This window comes from Serinibacter arcticus (assembly GCF_004786095.1).
GTDB lineage: Bacteria > Actinomycetota > Actinomycetes > Actinomycetales > Beutenbergiaceae > Litorihabitans > Litorihabitans arcticus.
Genome location: NZ_RHPJ01000002.1, coordinates 664,769 through 685,188 on the forward strand (window position 1 = coordinate 664,769; position 20,420 = coordinate 685,188).

Below are 20,420 nucleotides of genomic sequence, written 5' to 3' on the forward strand. Positions count from 1 at the left end.
TCGAGGCCCGAGGAGAGAGTCGTGAACGAGAAGCTGACCACCAAGTCCCAGGAGGCGATCGCCGCCGCCCTCGCCCGTGCGACGAGCGCCGGCCACCCCCACCTCGAACCCGCGCACCTGCTGACCGCGCTGCTGGAGCAGGCCGAGGGCATCGCGCTCGCCCTGCTGGGCGCCCAGGGCGTCGACCTCGCCGCGCTCGAGCGCCGCATCCACGGGGTGCTGGCGACGCTGCCCAGCGTCAGCGGTGCGACGACCGCGCAGCCGCAGCCCTCGCGCCAGCTGCTCGGCATCCTGACGCAGGCGGGCGAGGAGGCACGCGCGCTCGGGGACGACTACGTCTCCACCGAGCACCTGCTGCTCGCGCTCGCCGCCGACCGGGGGAGCGCCGGTGACACCCTGCGCTCGGCCGGCGCCTCGCGCGACACGCTCGCCGCGGCGCTGCCGGGCGTGCGCCGCGGACGCGTCACCTCGCCCGACCCCGAGGGCACGTTCCAGGCGCTGGACAAGTACGGCCAGGACCTCACCGCACGGGCTCGCGAGGGTCGGATCGACCCGGTGATCGGCCGTGACTCCGAGATCCGACGCGTGGTGCAGGTGCTCTCGCGCCGCACCAAGAACAACCCCGTGCTCATCGGCGAGCCCGGCGTGGGCAAGACCGCCGTCGTGGAGGGCCTGGCGCAGCGGATGGTCGACGGCGACGTCCCCGAGTCGCTGCGCGGCAAGCGCCTCGTCTCGCTCGACCTCGGTTCGATGATCGCCGGGGCGAAGTACCGGGGCGAGTTCGAGGAGCGGCTCAAGGCCGTGCTCGAGGAGATCCAGGGCTCCGACGGCGAGGTCGTCACGTTCATCGACGAGCTGCACACGGTCGTGGGCGCCGGCGCGAGCGAGGGGGCGATGGACGCCTCCAACATGCTCAAGCCGATGCTCGCGCGCGGCGAGCTGCGCATGATCGGCGCGACGACGCTGGACGAGTTCCGCGAGAACATCGAGAAGGACCCGGCGCTCGAGCGGCGCTTCCAGCAGGTCTTCGTGGGGGAGCCCTCGGTCGAGGACACGGTCGCCATCCTGCGCGGCATCGCGCCGAAGTACGAGGCGCACCACAAGGTGACCATCTCCGACGCCGCGCTCGTGGCCGCCGCCACGCTGTCGGACCGCTACATCACGGGCCGTCAGCTGCCGGACAAGGCCATCGACCTGGTGGACGAGGCGGCGTCGCGGCTGCGGATGGAGCTGGACTCCTCCCCGGTCGAGATCGACGTGCTGCAGCGCGCCGTCGACCGCCTCCGGATGGAGGAGGCCTACCTGACGGGTGGTTCGGGCGGGGAGTCCGACGACGACGCCACGCGCGAGCGGCTCGAACGGCTGCGCCGCGACCTTGCCGACCGCTCCGAGGAGCTCGCGGCGCTGACGGCCCGCTGGGAGGCGGAGAAGTCCGGCACGAACCGCGTGGGCGACCTGCGGGTGCGGCTCGACGAGCTGCGCACGGACGCGGACCGGCTGGAGCGCGAGGGTCGCTACGAGGAGCGCGGCAAGCTGCTCTTCGAGACGATCCCGGCCGTCCAGGCAGAGCTCGCGCAGGCCGAGAGCAGCGAGACCGGCGGGGCCGCGTCGTCGGCCGTCCCGATGATCGCGGACAGGGTGGGCACGGACGAGATCGCCGAGGTCGTAGCGATGTGGACCGGCATCCCTGCCGGCCGGCTGCTCGAGGGCGAGACGGCCAAGCTGCTGCGGATGGAGGACGTCCTCGGCGAACGGCTGATCGGCCAGCGGGCGGCGGTCGCCGCGGTCTCCGACGCGGTACGGCGCTCGCGGGCCGGGATCGCCGATCCCGACAGGCCGACCGGGTCGTTCCTGTTCCTCGGCCCGACCGGGGTGGGCAAGACCGAGCTGGCGAAGGCGCTCGCGGACTTCCTCTTCGACGACGAGCGGGCCATGGTGCGCATCGACATGTCGGAGTACGGCGAGAAGCACAGCGTCGCCCGCCTGGTCGGGGCGCCCCCGGGCTACGTCGGCTACGAGGAGGGTGGGCAGCTGACCGAGGCCGTCCGGCGTCGGCCGTACTCGGTCGTGCTGCTCGACGAGGTCGAGAAGGCGCACCCCGAGGTCTTCGACGTCCTCCTGCAGGTGCTCGACGACGGCCGGCTCACCGACGGCCAGGGCCGCACGGTCGACTTCCGCAACGTCATCCTCGTGCTCACCTCCAACCTCGGCTCGCACGCCCTCGTGGACCCGACGCTCGAGGACGCCGCGCGGCGTGCGCTCGTGATGGACGCCGTCCGGACCGCGTTCCGGCCGGAGTTCCTCAACCGGCTCGACGACGTCGTCATCTTCGACGCGCTCTCGCTGGCGGAGCTCACCTCGATCGTGGACCTGCAGCTCGACCGGCTGGGCGCCCGCCTGGCCGATCGCCGGCTGCGGCTCGAGGTGACGCCCGCGGCCCGCGAGTGGCTGGCGCTCGAGGGCTTCGATCCGGCGTACGGCGCGCGACCGCTGCGCCGACTCGTGCAGCGCGAGATCGGTGACCGCCTGGCGCGGATGCTGCTGGGGGGCGAGGTCCAGGACGGCGACGCCGTCGTGGTGGATCGGGCGCACGGTCGGGACGCCTCGGGTCTGGTTCTGACCGCGGGGTGAGGCGACGCCCCGCGAGGGTGGCGACGGGCGCTCGCGGTAGGTTCGGGGGATGCGTCTGAGCACCGTCATCCTGCCCGTGCACGCCCGCGCGGAGGCCGTGGCGCAGTGGCGCCGCGCCGAGGAGCTGGGCTTCCACGCCGCGTACACCTACGACCACCTCTCGTGGCGCACGTTCCGCGACGGCCCCTGGTACGACGCGCTCCTGACCCTCGCGCAGGCGGCCTCGGTGACCGAGCGCCTGCGCCTCGGCACGCTGGTCACGACGCCGAACTTCCGCCACCCGGTGACGCTCGCCAAGGACCTGATGACGCTCGACGACATCTCGGGCGGCCGGATCACGATCGGTCTCGGCGCCGGCACCGACGGGTTCGACGCCGCGGCCGTCGGGATCCCGCCGCTCTCGCCCCGGGAGCGGGCCGACCGGTTCGGCGAGCTCGTGAGCCAGCTCGACCAGCTGCTGACGACGTCGGACGTGACGGTGGCGGGGGAGTACTTCTCCGCGGTGGAGGCGCGCACGATCCCCGGGTGCGTGCAGCGACCGCGGATCCCGTTCGCCGTCGCCGCGACCGGTCCGCGCGGGCTGCGCCTCGCGGCCCGCTTCGGGCAGGCCTGGGTGACGACGGGCGATCCGGCCACGTTCGAGGAGGGCACAGCGCAGCAGTCGCGCGACGCGATCGCCGCGCAGGTCGGTCGACTCGAGGCGGCGTGCGAGGCGGAGAACCGCGATCCGGCGTCGATCGAGCGGATCCTGCTGACCGGCTTCCTGCCCGAGCGTGCGCTCGAGTCCGCCGACGCGTTCGAGGAGTTCGCGCTCGCGCACGCCGCGCTCGGCATCACTGAGGTCGTCGTGCCCGCCCCGATCCCCGAGACCCAGTTCGCGCTGGCCGACGACGTCTTCGAGGGGATCGCGGCGCTCGCTCCGGCGCTCGCGGACGCGCGGCCGTGACGACCGTTCGCCGGGCCGTGAGCCGGGGCGACGTCGACGCCGCAGCGCTCACGTCGACCTGGACCACCTCGGCCCGTGGCGGTGTCAGCTCACCGCGAGGTCGCCCGCGATCGCGCTGCCCGTGAGGTCGACGCCGTCGCCGACGAGGACGCACGCCACGGTGCGGTCCCCGTCGTCCCACGCGGACGCCGCGGGGTACCAGAAGTCGTAGGTCAGGTTGCTGGTGTCGACGCCGACGGGCACGGTCAGGGAGATCTCGTCGAGGCAGACCTCGTCGGCCTCCTCGGTGATGGCGTCCTCGCCCGGATAGGCGCCGCCGCTCGGCTCGTAGGTGTAGACGACCTCGGCCGCGTGCGGGTCGGCGCAGGGGAGGTGGGTGAAGGACGTGCCGTCGCCGTCGACCGACTCCAGGCAGTTGCCCACGCTGAAGTCGACGGAGCCGATCTCCCGCGGGCTGTCCGTGTCCCCGGGGTTGTCGCTCAGCGTCACGGGGCCGAACGTGCCGCGGAAGACCAGCACCAGGATCGTGGTGACCACGGCGACGACCTGGAGCGAGCCGACGACGACCGCGACCGTGCCCGGGGCGCGCGAGGCCCTGGCCTTCGCCGACCGGGAGATCGAGATCGCGCCCAGGACGATCCCGACGAATCCGACGATCAGCCCGAGACCGGCGCCGAGCCAGCCCATGCCCGCGCCGGGGTTGGCCGGGCGGGGCGGGGTGGCGCCGGGGTACGGCTGGCCGCCCGGCGGTCCGTACTGCTGGCCGCCCGGCGGTCCGTACTGCTGGCCGCCCGGCGGTCCGTACTGCTGGGGCTGGGGGTAGCCCTGGTGCGCCTGCGCCTGGGGCTGCGGGTAGCCCTGCTGCGGGTAGCCCTGCTGGCCGTATCCCTGATGCGGGTGTCCTGCGGGAGGTGCCGGGCGCTGCGGGTCGGCGGGGCCGGAGGGCTCGGTCATGCGACGAAACTACACGGGCCGACCGCCCGGGCGAGGTGTCGGTCAGCCCAGCAGGTCCACGGTGAGCGGCGCCCCCGCCGAGCGGACGAGGCAGGTGGCGGTGCGCTCTCCGGCGTCCCACCCCTGCGGAGTCGGGACGAACGACCACGGGAGGTACGCCGGGTCGTCGAGACCGCGGGTGGCGAGCTCGTCCTCGCACGCGGCCGCAGCCGCCTCGAGGGCTCCCTCCGGACCGGGGTAGGTGGCATCGTCGACCTCCCGGGTGGTCAGCGCCTGGGCGACGTGCTCGGTCGCGCACGGCACCAGGGTGACCTCGCCGACCTCCTGCTGCGCCGGGAGGAACTGCACGCAGTTGCCCGGCGCGACGAGGCTGGAGTGGACGACGCGCGGTGCGGCGACGTCGCCGGGTTCGGACGTGCCGCCACCGCCGGCGAAGCCGCCGAGCCCCGCGACGATCCCGACCACGACCAGGGCGATCGTGCCGATCGAACCGAGGACGACGCCGGTCGCCGCGATCCGAGGGCTGCGGCGGTAGGAGCGCGTCGTGCGCCGGAGGCCGATCAGGCCGAGCGCCAGCGCGATCGGACCGGTGCCGAGTGCGCCGGCGACCACGGAGGCGACCGAGACGCCGTCGAGCGGAGCCCTGGCCATCTGCGGCATCGCGAAGGAGGGTCCCGCGCTCGGGCTCGGTGCGCCGCCGGTCCCCGGGCGCGGCGGCACGACCGGTGCCGGCTGCGGGGCACGTTCCACGCGCGGGGGAGCCGCGTAGGGGCTGCGGGCCGAACCCGGCTGCCACCCCGAGGGCGGCGGCGCGTCCTGGCCGCCGTTCGCCGTCGGGATGGCGGGGACCTCCGGCACCTCGCGCCCGCCGGGCGGCTCCTTGGCCATCAGTCGGTCAGCTCGACGACCACGGGGGCGTGGTCGCTCGCGCCCTTGCCCTTGCGCTCCTCGCGGTCGATGCGGGCGCCTGCGAGGCGCGCCGTCGCCGCCGCGTTGCCGAGCGCCAGGTCGATCCGCATGCCCTGGCGCTTGGGGAACCGCAGCTGCGTGTAGTCCCAGTAGGTGTACTCGTCCGGCGTGTACCGACGGGTCAGCTCCGTGTAGCCCGCGGTCTCGATCGCGGTCAGCGCGTCGCGCTCGGGCTCGGTCACGTGCGTCGAGCCCTCGAAGAACGCGCGGTCCCAGACGTCGGTGTCGAGCGGCGCGATGTTCCAGTCACCCACGAGCATCGTGGGCGTGGTCGAGGTGGACCAGTCCTGCGCCTCGTCGCGCAGCGCCCGCAGCCACGCGAGCTTGTAGGAGTAGTGCGGGTCCTCGATCGTTCGGCCGTTGGGCACGTACAGGCTCCACACCCGCACGCCGCCGCACGTCGCGCCCATCGCGCGCGCCTCGGTGACCGCAGGGTCGCCCCACGCGGGCTGCTGCGCGAACGAGGTCTCGACGTCGGACAGCCCGACGCGCGAGGCGATCGCCACGCCGTTCCACTGGCTGAGGCCGTGGTGGGCGACCTCGTAGCCGATGGCCTCGAACGGCATCACGGGGAACTGCTCGTCCTTGCACTTGGTCTCCTGCATCGCCAGCACGTCCACCCCGCTGCGCTCCAGGAACGCCGTCACGCGGTCGACGCGGGCGCGGATGGAGTTGACGTTCCAGGTGGCGATCAGCATGCGCCCAACCTACCGGCGGGGCCCGACACCGCGGCCGTCCGCGAGGGACGCCGGGGTGATGATGGAGCCATGGGAACAGCACTGATCACGGGCGCCAGCGCCGGACTGGGCCGCGAGTTCGCGTGGCAGCTGGCCGAGTCCGGGCACGACGTCGTGCTCGTCGCACGCGACGCCGGGCGCCTGGAGACGCTCGCCGCGCAGCTGCGGGCCGCCGCCGGGGTCGGGGCCGAGGTGCTGCGAGCCGACCTGTCGGTGACCGACGACGTCGAGCGCGTCGCCGCGCGCCTGCGCGACGCCGAGCGTCCGGTCGACCTCCTGGTCAACAACGCCGGCTACGGCCTCCGCGAGTCCTTCCTGACCAGCGACCCGGCCGCCGAGGAGGCGGCGCTGGACGTGATGGTGCGCGCCGTCATGCTCCTGACGCGGGCCGCGGCCGACGCGATGGTGCCGCGCGGGCGGGGCGGGGTGCTCAACGTCGGGTCGGTCGCGGCGCTCACGGTCTCCGGCACGTACGCCGCCCACAAGGCGTGGCTCAACACCTTCACCCAGGCCGTGGCCGGTCAGCTGGCGGGCACCGGGGTGACGGCCACGGTGGTCAATCCCGGTTTCGTCCGCACCGAGTTCCACGCGCGCCTCGGCGGTCGGCGCCCGCCCTACCCGGACGGCGCCTGGCTGAGCGTCGAGCGCGTCGTGGCCGAGTCCCTCGACGCCGTGCGGCGCGGGCGCGTCGAGGTCACGCCGACCGCGCGCTACCGCGTGGTCTCGGCGCTCCTGCGCCACGCCCCGGTCCCGCTCGTGCGCGCGCTGGGGAGCCACCGCCGGTGACGCACGAGCACCCGTCGGAGCCAGCCGCTGCCGCTGCCGCCGTCGTCCCGGCCGGCGAGCGCTGCCCGTGCCGCAGCCGCCTGCCGCACGCCGAGTGCTGCGGTCCCTATCTCGCCGGGGCTCCCGCCCCGACGGCGGTCGCGCTGATGCGATCGCGGTTCACCGCCTACGCGCTCCGCGACATCGAGCACCTGCGCCGCACGTGGCACGCGAGCTCGCGGCCCGAGGACCTGGATCTGGACGACACCGTCGCCTGGGTCGGTCTGCAGATCGTCGGCACGACCCGCGGCGGCGAGAGCGACTCGACCGGCACGGTCCACTTCCGGGCGAGCTATCGCAGCGCGACGGACCGTGGCGTGCTGGAGGAGGTCAGCACCTTCGTGCGCAACGCCGGCACGTGGTTCTACGTGGCGGGCGACACGCGCTGACCGCGCCGGGCCCGATACGCTCGGGTTCCGTGAGCGCCTCAGCCGACAGCCCGAAGTCCCGCCTCGCCACCCTGGTGGCCGACCTCGCCGTCGTGCACGGCCGCGTCACTCTCGCCTCCGGACGCGAGGCCGACTACTACGTCGACATGCGCCGGGCCACGCTGCACCACGAGGCCGCGCCGCTGATCGGGCACCTCCTGCTCGACCGCCTCGAGGAGGAGGGTTTCGGGACAGCGGAGATCGACGCCGTCGGCGGCCTGACCATGGGTGCCGACCCGGTGGCCGCAGCCATGCTGCACGCCGCGGCCTCGCGCGGTCTCGAGCTCGACGCGTTCGTCGTCCGCAAGGCCGCCAAGAGCCACGGCATGGGTCGCCAGGTCGAGGGTCCCGACGTGGCCGGCAGGCGCGTCGTCGCTCTCGACGACACCTCCACCACGGGCGGCAGCATCATCCAGGCCGTCGAGGCGCTGCGCGCGGCCGGGGCCGAGGTGGTGGCGTGCGCCGTCGTCGTGGACCGCGACACGGGGGCGCGCGAGGCCGTCGCCGAGACGGGTCTGCCCTACTTCTGGATCCTCGACACCGACGACCTGGGCCTGCCCGCCACGCGCTGAGCCCCTGCCGTCCGACGCGGCCGAAACTCGTGGGATCGGAACCGACTCTATTGTTGTAGTGTCCGGTCGGTACCAGTCGATCAATGCCGTGGGAGGGTCCGTGGTCCGGATCAAGGGTGTGGTGCTCGCGGACGACGACACCGACGGTGGCCGCGACGACCACGAGCACGTCGTCACGTTCGGCTACCGGGGAGCCATCTACGAGGTCGAGCTCGACGAGTGCGATCGCGCGGCACTGGCGGCCGTGTTCGAGAGGTACCTCGCGAGTGCTCGTCCGGTGAAGGGTTACTGACCGCCGGTCGGTTCCGAGAGGCTCGGTCCGACGCCCGCCTAGGGTGGAGGAGGCGCTCCGCGCCGTCGACATCGACCGACGTCCCGACCGATACCGACCCGAACGGCTCCCGTGACCTCACCGACCGATCCCGCGCGCCCGAGCGTGCTCCGGAACGACGACGCCGGCCCCGGCGGGGCCGCACCCCCGGACCGTCCTCCCCTCCGGCCCGCGGCCGACGAGGCCCCGGCCGTCGCCCGCGCCCGTTGGCGCGACGCCCCCGGACTGATGGTGCGCGGTGGCCTCGTCGGCGCGGCCGAGGGCGTCCCCGGCATCTCTGGCGGCACGGTCGCCCTGGTCGTGGGCCTGTTCGACCGACTGATCGACGCCGCGGGACAGCTCGTGCACGTGGCCCGCATCGGGGTCTCGACCCTGCTGCGCCGTCGCAGCGGCGCCGCCCTGCGCGCGGCGGCCTCCGAGATCGACTGGCGCTTCCTCGTGCCCGTGCTCGCCGGGATGGCGATCGTGCTGCTCGCCACGCTCAGCACCGTCGCCCCGCTGCTCGAGGCGCACCCGGTGCAGGTCAGCGCCGTCTTCCTCGGCATGATCGCCGTGTCGGTGCTGGTCCCGCTGCGACTGGCACCGCACCGGTTCGGTCCGCGCGACCTCGCCCTGGCCGCTGCCGGGGCCGTGGCCGCCTTCGTGCTGACGGGCCTGCCGGCGCTCGACGTCGACGCCCCACCGCTGTGGCTCGTGTTCGTGGGCGCCGCCGTCGCGATCAACGCGCTCGTGGTCCCGGGGCTCTCGGGCTCGTTCGTGCTCCTGGCCCTGGGTCTGTACGTCCCCGTCCAGCAGGCGCTCGCGGCGCGGGACCTCGCGTTCGTCGGGGTCTTCATCGCCGGCGCCGCCGTCGGCCTGGGGTCCTTCGTCAAGGTGCTGCGCTGGCTCCTGCACCACCGCCGGCAGGCCACGATGGCCGTGCTGACCGGTCTCATGGTCGGGTCGCTGCGCGCGCTGTGGCCGTGGCGCGACGGCACCGCCGTGCTCGCACCGCCGGAAGGCGCCGAGCTCGCCGTCGCCGCGGCCCTCGCGCTCGCGGGCGGCGCCGTCGTGGCGCTCGCGCTGTGGTGGGAGCACCGCCACAGCTCCGCCGTCGTCGTCACGCCCTGAGACCGCGCCTAGTCTGGACGCCGTGAACGAGTCCACGGGTACGAACGACACCGGCGACACCGGCGACACCGGCGACACCGGTGAGGACGCCGAGCGCGAGGTCGGCGTCGGGCCGTGGCCCGGTGGCCGCGAGGACTGGCCGACCGAGGCGCGCTACGACCCCGAGCTGCTGGAGCACGGCGACCGGCGCAACGTCGTGGACCGCTACCGGTACTGGACGCTCGAGGCCGTCGTCGCCGACCTCGCCGCGCGTCGCACGCCGCTGCACGTCGCGATCGAGAACCTCGCCCACGACATGAACATCGGCTCGATCGTGCGGACCGCGAACGCCTACAACGTCGCGGGGGTCCACGTGGTCGGACGACGGCGCTGGAACCGTCGCGGGGCGATGGTCACCGACCGCTACCTGAGCGTCCACCACCACCCCGACGCCGCGACGTTCGCGGCGTGGGCGACGGAGGAGGGCCTCGCCGTCGTCGGCATCGACAACGTGCCGGGATCGAGGGCGATCGAGACCGGCGGGCTGCCCGCCGGGGCGGTGCTGGTCTTCGGCTCCGAGGGGCCGGGGTTGAGTCCCGAGATGCTCGCCGCGTGCCGCGAGGTCCGGCACATCACCCAGCACGGGTCGACCAGGTCGATCAACGCGGGGGCGGCGGCCGCCGTCGCGATGTACGCGTGGGCGAGCGAGCACCTGGGGAGCCCTGACGCCTGACGCGAAGGGCCACGGGACGGACGTCCTGGGATCGATCGCCCCCCGTCTGACAGACTTGGCCGGTACTGGCATCGAACTGCAATCCGAGGAGTACCCATGCCCATCGCAACCCCCGAGGTCTACGCCGAGATGATCGACCGGGCCAAGGCCGGCTCGTTCGCCTACCCGGCGGTCAACATCACGTCCTCCCAGACCGTGACCGCCGCGATCCAGGGCTTCGCCGAGGCCGAGAGCGACGGCATCATCCAGGTCTCCGTCGGCGGCGCCGAGTACGCCTCCGGCTCCACGATCAAGGACCGCGTCTCCGGCTCCCTGGCGCTCGCCGCCTACGCGACCGAGGTCGCGAAGAACTACAACGTCACCATCGCGCTCCACACGGACCACTGCGTCAAGAAGAACCTCGACTCCTGGGTCCGCCCGCTCCTGGCCCACGAGGCCGAGCAGGTCAAGCGCGGCGAGAACCCGCTGTTCCAGTCGCACATGTTCGACGGCAGCGACATCCCGCTGGACGAGAACCTCGTCATCGCCGCCGAGCTGCTCGAGCTCAGCCAGGCCGCCCGCACCATCCTCGAGATCGAGGTCGGCGTCGTGGGTGGCGAGGAGGACGGCCACGAGGCCGAGATCAACGACAAGCTGTACACGACGGTCGAGGACGGTCTCGCGACGGTTCGCGCCCTCGGCACGGGCGAGAAGGGCCGCTACCTGACGGCCCTCACGTTCGGCAACGTGCACGGCGTCTACAAGCCCGGCGCGGTCAAGCTGCGCCCGGCCATCCTCAAGGAGATCCAGGACGCGGTCGGCGCCGAGCTCGGCAAGGCCAACCCGTTCGACCTGGTCTTCCACGGCGGCTCCGGCTCCACCGCCGCCGAGATCTCCGAGGCCGTCGACAACGGCGTCATCAAGATGAACATCGACACCGACACGCAGTACGCGTTCACGCGTCCCGTGGTCAGCCACATGTTCAGCAACTACGACGGCGTGCTCAAGATCGACGGCGAGGTGGGCAACAAGAAGGCCTACGACCCGCGCGCCTGGGGCAAGCTGGCCGAGGCCGGCATGGCCGCCCGCATCGTCGAGGCGAGCCAGCAGCTGCGCAGCGCCGGCAACAAGCTCTGAGCCGAGCTGACGCACCCGGTGCGACGAACGGGCGGGTGGACCTCACGGTCCGCCCGCCCGTTCGCGCTGACGGGGGTCGTGCCGTCAGGCGCTCGTGCGCGGGACCGGCACGGGTGTCGCACCGGGATGGGAGGATGACCGGGTGAGTCACGAGAACCTGGGCGCCGCCGTCAGCATCGGCCCGCCGTCCACCCGTCTTCCCGCCGACCACCCGGACGCCGCGGTCGCCGCGCTGCTGGGCGCCGCGAACGGCGTCGTCGACAGCGGCGACGTCGAGGCGGTGCGCGCCGCAGCCGCCTCCCATCCCGACTCGAGCCTCGCGTGGGCGCTCCTGGCGCGCACGGAGCTCGACGGCCTCGCGGCCGACGGCGGGGCGGTCCCGGCCGACGCTGTGACGGCCTACGCCTACGCGCGGGTCGGCTACCACCGCGGGCTGGACGCGCTGCGGCGTGCCGGCTGGCGCGGACAGGGACCGGTCCCCGTCAGCCACCCGACCAACCGCGGCTTCCTCGCTGCTCTCCTCGCGCTCGGCGACGCCGCTCGCGCGCTCGGAGAGATCGAGGAGGCCGACCGCATCACGGAGTTCGTCGACCAGTCGGACCCGACCGCCCCCGCCGTCCTGGCGCAGGGCGTCCCGGTGGGCGAGGCGCCCGCCGCCCCAGGACAGGAGTAAGGCATGCCAGCAGTCGTCGTCGTCGGGGCCCAGTGGGGCGACGAGGGCAAGGGTAAGGCGACCGATCAGCTCGGGTCGCGCGTGGACTACGTCGTGAAGTTCAACGGCGGGAACAACGCGGGGCACACCGTGGTGATCGGCGACGAGAAGTACGCCCTCCACCTCCTGCCCTCCGGCATCCTCAGCCCCGGGGTCACGCCCGTCATCGGCAACGGCGTCGTGGTCGACCTCCAGGTCCTGTTCTCCGAGCTGGACCACCTCGAGACCCGTGGCGTGGACGTGTCACGGCTCCTGGTCAGCTCGAGCGCGCACGTCATCGCGCCGTACAACCGGACGCTGGACAAGGTCACGGAGCGCTTCCTCGGCAAGCGGCAGATCGGCACCACGGGCCGCGGCATCGGCCCGACGTACGCGGACAAGATGAACCGCGTCGGCATCCGGGTCCAGGACCTGTACGACGAGAAGATCCTGCGCGAGAAGATCGAGGGCGCGCTGGAGCTGAAGAACCAGATCCTGCTCAAGGTCTACAACCGGCGCGCCGTCACGGTGGACGAGACCGTGGACGCGCTGCTCGCGTGGTCCGACCGCCTGAAGCCGATGGTCGCCGACACCTCGCTCGTGCTGAACGGTGCGCTCGACCGCGGCGAGATCGTGCTGTTCGAGGCCGGCCAGGCCACGATGCTCGACGTCGACCACGGCACCTACCCGTTCGTCACGTCCTCCTCGGCCACGGCCGCGGGCGCGTGCACCGGTTCGGGGATCGGCCCGACGCGCATCGACCGCGTCGTCGGCGTCATCAAGGCGTACACCACGCGCGTCGGCGAGGGTCCGTTCCCGACCGAGCTGCTCGACGACATGGGCGAGTTCCTCCGCAAGACGGGTGGCGAGTTCGGTGTCACCACCGGGCGGTCGCGCCGCTGCGGCTGGTACGACGCCGTGATCGCCCGCTACTCCTCGCGCATCAACGGGCTGACCGACCTCGTGCTGACCAAGCTCGACGTGCTCACCGGGCTGGAGAAGGTGCCGGTCTGCGTGGCCTACGACGTCGACGGCGTCCGCTACGACGAGATGCCCGTGGACCAGAGCGCGTTCCACCACGCGGTCCCGATCTACGAGCACCTCGACGGCTGGTGGGAGGACATCTCGGGCGCCCGCACGTTCGAGGACCTCCCCGTCAACGCGCAGCGCTACGTCGAGCACCTCGAGAAGATCTCGGGCACCCGGATCTCGGCCGTCGGCGTCGGCCCGCAGCGCGAGGCGACGATCGCGCGTCACGACCTGCTGGGCTGAGCCGGCCCCTCACTGCGGCCGTCGAGGTCGGCGCCGTCCCAGAGGTCCCCGCACTCGACCTCCCGCGCGGCGTTCGCGAGCAGGTACGGCCGGGCTCCGACGTCCCGCGAGACGGCGGCGGTGATCGCCGGGACGTGACGGCGACCGATCAGCACGGGGTGCCCGGGGCGGCCGCCGTAGACGGCCTGGACGAGCGCGTCCGTCGGATCCGGGCCGGCGGCGGAGGCGATCCGCCGCACGGCCCCGGCGGGCATCGTGGGGGTGTCGACCGTGACCACCACGACCGCGTCGGCCCCGTGCCCGCCCGCCGCCCCCAGCCCGTGGCGCAGGCTGGCGGCGATGCCCTCGTTCCAGCCGGGCACGAGGACGGGCTCGACCCCGGGCGGCACGAGCGGCAGGGCGTCGGAGGCCCCGGCGCCGAGCGTCACCAGCACGCGTGCGCAGCCACCGGCCCGCAGGGCGGCGACCGCCAGGTGGAGCCAGGGCGTGCCGTCGGCGGTGATCGCGAGCGCCTTCGGGCCGCCGTAGCGGCGGCCCGCACCGGCGGCGAGCACGAGTCCCGTCAGGGCCGCACCCGTCACGCTCGGTGCGGCGGGCAGCGCCCGCCCCGTCGGGCGACTGCTCGGCTGGACCATCTCGGTGTCTCCCCCTGGGCCGACACCCCCGGCCGGCTCGTTCGCCGCGGTGCCGGGCCGACGCGCGCCGCGAGCCTGAGCGATACGCGAGCGTAGCGCGGTCGTTACAGGTTGTCCGTACCCTCAGGGAATGTTCGAGCACGCCGCCCACCTCCTTCCCCTGCTGCGGGGTGGCGACGCCGTCGCACTCGTCACCATCACGCGCGTCCGCGGCAGCGCGCCGCGCGTGGTCGGCGCCACCATGGCCGTCACCGCGCAGGCGCAGGTGCTCGGATCGCTCTCGGGCGGGTGCGCCGAGTCCGACGCGGTGCTGCTCGCGCTCGACGCCCTGAGGACGGGGGAGGCGTCGTCGGCCACGTTCGCGCTCGCGTGCGGCGGATCGATCGACGTCGTCGCCCACCGGGTGCTGCCCACGGACACCGTGGCGGTGGCCGCGCTGGCGGACGCCACCGCCGGACGCGCGGCCGCCGTCGGGCTGATCCGCTCGGGTCCGGGGACGGGAACGATCGTCGTGCCCGGGTGCGACGACGGCGCTGGCGCCCCCGGCGCCGACGGTGTCGACTCCGGCGAGGCGCGTCTCCTGGTGCTGCGGCACGAGCCGCGCCCCCCGCTGTTGATCGTCGGCGCCGGTGAGCACGCCGTGGCGCTGTGCCGCGTGGCCGCCGCCGTCGGGTTCGCGGTCACCGTGTGCGACGACTCGGGACTCCTCGCGACGGCGGAGCGGTTCCCGGACGCCGCCGCGGTGCTGGTCGCCGACCCGGCCGAGCACCTCGCGTCGCTCGCTCCGCACGGGGTCGACCCGCGCACCGCGATCTGCGTCCTCACGCACGACGAGCGCGTCGACGTCCCCGTGCTCCTGGTCGCGCTGGCGCTGCCGGTCGCGTTCGTCGGCGCGATGGGATCGCGGGCCACGGTCGCGCGCCGTCGACGTCTGCTCCACGAGGGCGGGCTGCGCGCCGACAGGATCGCGCGGCTGCGCTCGCCCCTCGGACTCGACCTCGGGGGCAGCAGCCCGGGCGAGACGGCGCTGGCGATCCTCGCGGAGGTCGTCGCCGCCCGGCACGGCGCGAGCGCGCGCCCCCTGAACGAGCTCACCGGCCGGGTCCACCGGCCGGTCACGACGACGGCGACCGCGGTGAGCCCGGCGGTCGCGGCAGGAGCGGTGGCATGACCGGCAGCGGTACGGACCCGAGGACGACGGCGGCGACGCCGCACAAGACGGCGCGCACGAGCGCGCCCGGGGCGCGGCGGACGGTGATCGAGAACGGCTACGTCGCCACGGTCGATGGCGCGGGGACCGAGCACGCGCGCGGCCACGTCGTCGTGGAGGGAGCGCGCATCCTGGCCGTCGGGGCCGGGCCGGCTCCCGCCGCGCTCCGCGAGGGCGCCGACGTCGTGGACGCGACCGGCTGCCTCGTCACGCCCGGGCTGATCAACACCCACCACCACCTCTACCAGTGGCTCACGCGCGGGTACGCGCAGGACTCGATCCTGTTCGACTGGCTCACGGCGCTGTACCCGCTGTGGTCACGCATCGACGCCGGCCTGACCGGTTCCGGCGCGGCGGGCGCGATGGCGGTGCTGGCGCGCTCGGGCTGCACCACCGTCGGTGACCACCACTACATCTTTCCCCGGGGGTCGGGCGACATCGTCGGGGCGCTGGTCGAGGCCGCGGGCCGGATCGGCGTGCGCCTGCACGCGACGCGCGGCTCGATGGACCTCGGCGCCTCGCAGGGCGGGCTGCCGCCGGACTTCGCCGTCGAGACGACGCAGGCCGCGCTGACGGCGTCGCAGGAGGCGGTCGAGCGCTACCACGACCCCTCGCCGGACGCGCTCGTGCAGGTCGCGATCGCGCCGTGCTCACCGTTCTCGGTCACGGCCGACCTGCTGCGCGAGTCGGCCGTGCTCGCGCGCGACCTCGGGGTCCGGCTGCACACGCACGCGTCCGAGACGGTGGAGGAGGACGCGTACTGCGCCGAGCGGTTCGGCAAGAGCCCGACCGCCTACCTCGAGGACCTCGGGTGGCTCGGGCCGGACGTCTGGATGGCGCACTGCGTGCACCTCGACGAGAGCGCGATCCGCCGCTACGCCGCGACGGGAACGGGGGTGGCGCACTGCCCGTCCTCCAACGGCCGCCTGGCCGCCGGTATCGCGCCGGTGCACGACCTCCTGACCGCGGGCGTCGCCGTCGGGCTCGGGGTCGACGGTGCCGCCTCCAACGAGTCGGGACAGCTCGGCGTCGAGATCCGCGAGTCGGTCCTCATGGGCCGCCTGCGGTCGGGTGCCGACTCGCTGAGCGTGCGGCACGGGCTGTGGATGGCGACGGCGGGCGGCGCTCGCGTGCTCGGGCGTGAGGCCGACCTCGGCTCGCTCGCGGCGGGCATGCTCGCCGACCTGGTGGTGTGGCGGGTGGACGGCGTGGAGCACGCCGGCATCCTCGACCCCGTCGCCGCACTCGGCCTCGGTGCGCTGCCCCCGATCGTGCGCAGCCTCGTCGGCGGCCGGACGATCGTGGCCGACGGCGCGCTCGTCACCGCTGAGGAGGCCGTCATCGCCCGCGAGGTGGCGGCGGCCTCGCGCGCGCTCGCCGAGCGGCTGTAGGACGCCGTGGACGTCACGACGATCAGCTCCTTCCGCGCCGCCCGCACCCGCGCCGACCTCGCGCTCGCGCCCGGTGAGGTGCCCATCGCGGGCGGGACGTGGCTGATGAGCGAGCCGCAGCCGCGCACCACCGGGTTCGTCGACCTCACGACGATGGGGTGGCCCGACCTCGAGGTCGGGCCCGAGGGTCTGCGGATCGGGGCCACGTGCCCGATCGCGACGCTCGTGGAGTGGGCGCAGGGCCGCCAGACGCGGCGGACCACCTCGCTCGCGACGCCGCCGTCGGACTGGGCTGCCCTCGCGCTCGCGCCGCGCGCGGCAGACGCGCTGCTCGCGTCGTTCAAGATCTGGACGACGGCGACCGTCGGCGGCAACGTCTGCCGCACCTACGCGGCGGCGGCGATGATCAGCTTCGCCGTCGCGCTCGACGGCGTCGCGCACTGCTGGGCCGCTGACGGGTCCGAGCGCCGGCTGCCCGTCGCCGACCTCCCCACCGGGGACACCACGAACGCCCTGGCGCCGGGGGAGATCCTGCGCGCCGTCGAGATCCCCGCCGCGGCGCTGCGCTCGCGCGCCACGCTGCGCCGGATCGCGCTGGCCGAGCTGGGACGGTCCGGGTCGGTGGTGACGGGACGCGTGGACGCCGACGGCGCGGTGGTCGTCGGCGTGACCGCCGCGACGTCGCGACCCGTCGTGCTGCGCTACCCCGGTGTGCCCACGGCGGCCGAGCTGCGCGCCGACGTCGAGGCCGCCGAGGGCTACTACTCCGACCCGATGGGACCCGCGGACTGGCGGCGCGCCGTCAGCGCGACGCTCGCGCTCCGGGTCCGCCACGACCTGCTGCAGGAGACCGCATGAGGCTCACGATCAACGACTCCGCCGTCGAGACGCCCGCGCCGGCGCCCGGGCAGTGCCTGCGCACGCTGCTGCGCGAGAGCGGGCACCTCGAGGTCAAGAAGGGCTGCGACGCCGGTGACTGCGGCGCGTGCTCGGTCCTGCTCGACGGCGAGGCCGTGCACTCGTGCATCGTCCCGGCCGGGCGAGCCGAGGGCCGGAGCGTGACGACGGCCGCCGGCCTCGCGCCCGGCGACGAGCTCCACCCGGTGCAGGAGGCGCTGGTGGAGAGCTTCGGGTTCCAGTGCGGCTTCTGCACACCGGGCATGAGCGTGACGGCCTCGACGCTGGGCCCGGAGGACCTGGGCGACCTCGACCGCCGCATGAAGGGCAACCTGTGCCGCTGCACGGGCTACCGGCCGATCCGCGAGGCGATCTGCGCCGGTGTGGGCGGGGGAGCGGGCGACGGGTGCGGTGGCTGCCCGACGGCGGCGCTCGCGTCGGCTCCTGCGGCTCCGGTCGAGGCTGAGCCCGAGCCCGTCGAGGCCGTCGACCCCGCAGGGGCCCCGATGTCCGGCGGCGTGGGCGACTCCGTCCGCCCGCCGCGCGGACGAGAGATCGTGCAGGGTCTGGAGCCGTTCACGTTCGACACCGTGGTGCCGGGGACGCTGACGCTGCGTGTCGTCGGATCACCGCACGCGCACGCGCGCGTGGTGGCCATCGACACCACGGCGGCCCGCGCCGTGCCGGGCGTCGTGGTGATCCTCACGCACGAGGACGTCCCCCGTCGCCGGTACTCCACGGCCCGCCACCAGTTCCGCGACGACGACCCCGACGACACCCGGATGCTCGACGACGTGGTGCGCCACATCGGCCAGCGCGTGGTCGCCGTCGTGGCGGAGACCGCGGCCGCCGCGGCCGCCGCGTGTGCGCTGGTGCGGATCGACTACGAGGTGCTGCCGGCCGTCTTCGAGCCCGAGGCCGCCCGGTCACCGGGCGCCCCGGTCCTGCACCCCGAGCTCGACGAGAGCGACCGCGTGCACGAGTCGGGGCGCAACGTCGTCGCGGCGCTGCACGGCGGCTACGGCGGCGACGTGGACGCGGCGCTCGCGGCCAGCGCCGTCACCGTCGGCGGCACGTGGCAGACCAGTCGCGTGAGCCACGCGCAGCTGGAGACGCACGGCTCGATCGGGTGGCTCGACGACGACGGACGCCTCGTCATCCGCTCCAGCACGCAGGTGCCGTTCCTCGTGCGCGACGAGCTCGCGCTGCTGCTCGACCTGCCGCGCGAGCGGGTGCGGGTCTTCGCGGCGCGCGTCGGCGGCGGTTTCGGCGGCAAGCAGGAGATCTTCACCGAGGACCTGGTGGCGCTCGCGGTGCTGCGGACGTCCCGGCCGGTCGCCTACGAGTTCTCCCGCAACGACGAGTTCGTGCGGTCCTCGTTCCGGCACCCGATGCGCGTCTCGGTGACCCTCGGGGCCGGCACCGACGGCGTCCTGACGGCCATGAAGATCGACGTGCTGAGCGACACGGGCGCCTACGGCAACCACGCGATCGGTGTGATGTTCCACGGCTGCTCGGAGTCGATCGGCGTCTACCGCTCGCCCGTGACGCGCGTGGACGCCGAGGCGGTGTACACGAACAACGTGCCCTCGGGCGCGTTCCGGGGGTACGGCCTCGGGCAGGTGATCCTCGGCGTGGAGTCGGCGATGGACCTGCTCGCGCAGGAGCTCGGCATCGACCCGTTCGACCTGCGTCGGCTCAACGCCGTCAGGCGCGGCGATCCGATCCACGTCACGCACCCCGACCACGAGGAGGACATCGTGTGGGGCAGCTACGGGCTCGACCAGTGCCTCGACCTGGCGCAGGCGGCGCTGCGGCGCGGGAACGGCGTCGAGGCGCCCGCGGGCTGGGCCGTGGGGGAGGGGATGGCGCTCTCGATGCTGTCCACGATGGCGCCGCGCGGACACTTCTCCGACGCGAGCGCGACGCTGCGGCCCGACGGCGTGGTGGTGCTCGACGTCGGATCGGCCGAGTTCGGCAACGGCACCTCCACGGTCCACCGGCAGATCGCCACGACGGTGCTCGGCATCGGCGGCGACCGCCTGGTGCTGCGCCGCTCCGACACCGACCTCGTCGGCCACGACACGGGGGCGTTCGCGTCCTCGGGCATCACCGTGGCGGGCAGGGCGCTGCACGCGGCCTGCACGAAGCTGCGGACGCTGGTGGCGGGGTTGGCGCGCGGGGTGGTCGGGGGCGGCGAGGGTGACGACGTGTTCGCCGGCGACGTGGCCGCCGACGACGTCGAGCTGGGGCCGGGCGGCGCGATCGTCGACGGCCGGACCGTCCCGTGGGCGGACGTGCTGGCCGCCGCCGCGCCGGAGGACCTCGTGACCGACGGGCTGCGCGCGAGCGTGGAGGAGCGCGCGTACGTCAGGTCGCTGGCGTTCAACGTGCACGCGGTGCGCGTCGCCGTCGACGTCGAGACCGGCAGCGTGCGGGTGCTGCAGTCGGTCCAGGCGGCCGACGCCGGTGTGGTCCTCAACCCCGCGCAGTGCCGCGGTCAGGTCGAGGGCGGCGCGGCGCAGGGACTCGGCAGCGCGCTGCTGGAGGAGGTCATGACCGACGGCGCCGGCACGGTCACCTCCTCGGTGTTCCGGTTCTACCGCGTGCCGCAGTTCGCGGACGTGCCGACGACCGAGGTGTACTTCGCGCGGACGAGCGACGAGCTGGGGCCGTTCGGCGCCAAGTCGATGAGCGAGTCGCCGTACAACCCGGTGGCACCCGCCGTGGGGAACGCGATCGCGCGCGCGACCGGCGCCCGGGTCTTCACGCAGCCGTTCTCGCGCGACCGCGTGTGGCGGGCGGCGGCCGAGGCCGGTGCGACGGGTGGGGCGACAGCGACGGCGTCCTGACCCGCTGAGGCACTGACGCCGACCGACCGACCGACCGACCGGCCGGCTGGCTGTGGACGGGCCGGCTGTGGACGGGCCGGCGAGTCGGTCATCGGGCCGTCCTTCGCAGGGCTGGTTCGCTGTGCACGGATAGCCGTCTCG

Annotated in this window: 19 protein-coding genes; 15 read left to right on the plus strand and 4 right to left on the minus strand. The window is 74.2% G+C overall.

Translation table 11 applies throughout. From position 1 onward, the window contains the following. The first annotated feature begins 21 nt into the window (after window positions 1-21). Both clpB and SERN_RS07700 read left to right on the plus strand, forming a co-directional pair. Complete coding sequence (gene clpB / locus SERN_RS07695) at window positions 22-2,631, plus strand: ATP-dependent chaperone ClpB (RefSeq protein ID WP_135849515.1); 2,610 nt, start codon at window positions 22-24, stop codon at window positions 2,629-2,631. Window positions 2,632-2,680: 49 nt separating this feature from the next. After that, window positions 2,681-3,577 carry an LLM class flavin-dependent oxidoreductase gene (locus SERN_RS07700; protein WP_135849516.1) on the plus strand — a complete coding sequence of 299 codons (897 nt, stop codon included), beginning with the start codon at window positions 2,681-2,683 and terminating at the stop codon, window positions 3,575-3,577. Between the two features lie 84 nt (window positions 3,578-3,661). Here SERN_RS07700 and SERN_RS07705 read toward each other — a convergent pair whose 3' ends face one another. The 3 genes from SERN_RS07705 to SERN_RS07715 are packed head-to-tail and all read right to left on the minus strand — an operon-like array spanning window position 3,662 to window position 6,198. After that, a complete protein-coding gene (locus SERN_RS07705; RefSeq protein WP_135849517.1) occupies window positions 3,662-4,531 on the minus strand; it encodes a septum formation family protein in 870 nt (289 codons plus the stop codon). A 42-nt stretch (window positions 4,532-4,573) separates the two neighbouring features. Then, window positions 4,574-5,419 carry a septum formation family protein gene (locus SERN_RS07710; protein WP_135849518.1) on the minus strand — a complete coding sequence of 282 codons (846 nt, stop codon included), beginning with the start codon at window positions 5,417-5,419 and terminating at the stop codon, window positions 4,574-4,576. Beyond that, on the minus strand, window positions 5,419-6,198 hold the full coding sequence (locus SERN_RS07715; protein ID WP_135849519.1) for an exodeoxyribonuclease III: 780 nt from the start codon (window positions 6,196-6,198) through the stop codon (window positions 5,419-5,421). Before SERN_RS07715 ends, SERN_RS07710 begins: the two co-directional genes overlap by 1 nt. Before the next feature lie 69 nt (window positions 6,199-6,267). On the opposite strand from SERN_RS07715, the gene SERN_RS07720 reads away from it, so the two are divergent. From SERN_RS07720 to SERN_RS07760, 9 genes are all read left to right on the plus strand, one after another. Next, window positions 6,268-7,023 carry an SDR family NAD(P)-dependent oxidoreductase gene (locus tag SERN_RS07720; protein ID WP_135849520.1) on the plus strand — a complete coding sequence of 252 codons (756 nt, stop codon included), beginning with the start codon at window positions 6,268-6,270 and terminating at the stop codon, window positions 7,021-7,023. Then, window positions 7,020-7,451 carry a YchJ family protein gene (locus tag SERN_RS07725; RefSeq protein WP_135849521.1) on the plus strand — a complete coding sequence of 144 codons (432 nt, stop codon included), beginning with the start codon at window positions 7,020-7,022 and terminating at the stop codon, window positions 7,449-7,451. Before SERN_RS07720 ends, SERN_RS07725 begins: the two co-directional genes overlap by 4 nt. Window positions 7,452-7,480: 29 nt before the next feature. After that, window positions 7,481-8,062, plus strand: a complete 582-nt coding sequence (gene pyrE, locus SERN_RS07730) for an orotate phosphoribosyltransferase (protein WP_135849522.1) — start codon at window positions 7,481-7,483, stop codon at window positions 8,060-8,062. A gap of 100 nt (window positions 8,063-8,162) precedes the next feature. Beyond that, window positions 8,163-8,354 carry an Lsr2 dimerization domain-containing protein gene (locus SERN_RS15305; protein WP_158292611.1) on the plus strand — a complete coding sequence of 64 codons (192 nt, stop codon included), beginning with the start codon at window positions 8,163-8,165 and terminating at the stop codon, window positions 8,352-8,354. A 111-nt stretch (window positions 8,355-8,465) separates the two neighbouring features. Next, window positions 8,466-9,503, plus strand: coding sequence for a DUF368 domain-containing protein (locus tag SERN_RS07740; protein ID WP_135849524.1), 1,038 nt, complete (start codon window positions 8,466-8,468; stop codon window positions 9,501-9,503). A 22-nt stretch (window positions 9,504-9,525) separates the two neighbouring features. Further along, window positions 9,526-10,215: a TrmH family RNA methyltransferase gene (locus SERN_RS07745; RefSeq protein WP_135849525.1), complete on the plus strand. Its 690-nt coding sequence runs from the start codon at window positions 9,526-9,528 to the stop codon at window positions 10,213-10,215. 96 nt (window positions 10,216-10,311) lie between these two features. After that, a complete protein-coding gene (gene fbaA, locus SERN_RS07750; RefSeq protein ID WP_135849526.1) occupies window positions 10,312-11,331 on the plus strand; it encodes a class II fructose-bisphosphate aldolase in 1,020 nt (339 codons plus the stop codon). Between the two features lie 142 nt (window positions 11,332-11,473). After that, entirely contained in the window at window positions 11,474-12,004 is a 531-nt protein-coding gene (locus SERN_RS07755) for a DUF3151 family protein (protein ID WP_135849527.1), read from the plus strand. A gap of 3 nt (window positions 12,005-12,007) precedes the next feature. Beyond that, a complete protein-coding gene (locus SERN_RS07760; protein WP_135849528.1) occupies window positions 12,008-13,294 on the plus strand; it encodes an adenylosuccinate synthase in 1,287 nt (428 codons plus the stop codon). On the opposite strand, the gene SERN_RS07765 is transcribed toward SERN_RS07760, so the two are convergent. Further along, entirely contained in the window at window positions 13,276-13,929 is a 654-nt protein-coding gene (locus SERN_RS07765) for a nucleotidyltransferase family protein (protein ID WP_135849529.1), read from the minus strand. The two genes, SERN_RS07760 and SERN_RS07765, sit on opposite strands and share 19 nt — an antisense overlap. Before the next feature lie 130 nt (window positions 13,930-14,059). On the opposite strand from SERN_RS07765, the gene SERN_RS07770 reads away from it, so the two are divergent. From SERN_RS07770 to SERN_RS07785, 4 genes are read left to right on the plus strand one after another with little or no spacing between them, the layout of a single operon-like run. Continuing rightward, entirely contained in the window at window positions 14,060-15,100 is a 1,041-nt protein-coding gene (locus tag SERN_RS07770) for an XdhC family protein (RefSeq protein ID WP_135849530.1), read from the plus strand. Beyond that, window positions 15,097-16,530: an 8-oxoguanine deaminase gene (locus tag SERN_RS07775; protein ID WP_135849531.1), complete on the plus strand. Its 1,434-nt coding sequence runs from the start codon at window positions 15,097-15,099 to the stop codon at window positions 16,528-16,530. The genes SERN_RS07770 and SERN_RS07775 overlap by 4 nt, the downstream gene beginning before the upstream one ends. Before the next feature lie 6 nt (window positions 16,531-16,536). Next, on the plus strand, window positions 16,537-17,388 hold the full coding sequence (locus tag SERN_RS07780) for an FAD binding domain-containing protein (RefSeq protein WP_135849532.1): 852 nt from the start codon (window positions 16,537-16,539) through the stop codon (window positions 17,386-17,388). Beyond that, window positions 17,385-20,279, plus strand: coding sequence for a molybdopterin-dependent oxidoreductase (locus tag SERN_RS07785; RefSeq protein WP_135849533.1), 2,895 nt, complete (start codon window positions 17,385-17,387; stop codon window positions 20,277-20,279). The genes SERN_RS07780 and SERN_RS07785 overlap by 4 nt, the downstream gene beginning before the upstream one ends. Window positions 20,280-20,420: the final 141 nt, after the last annotated feature.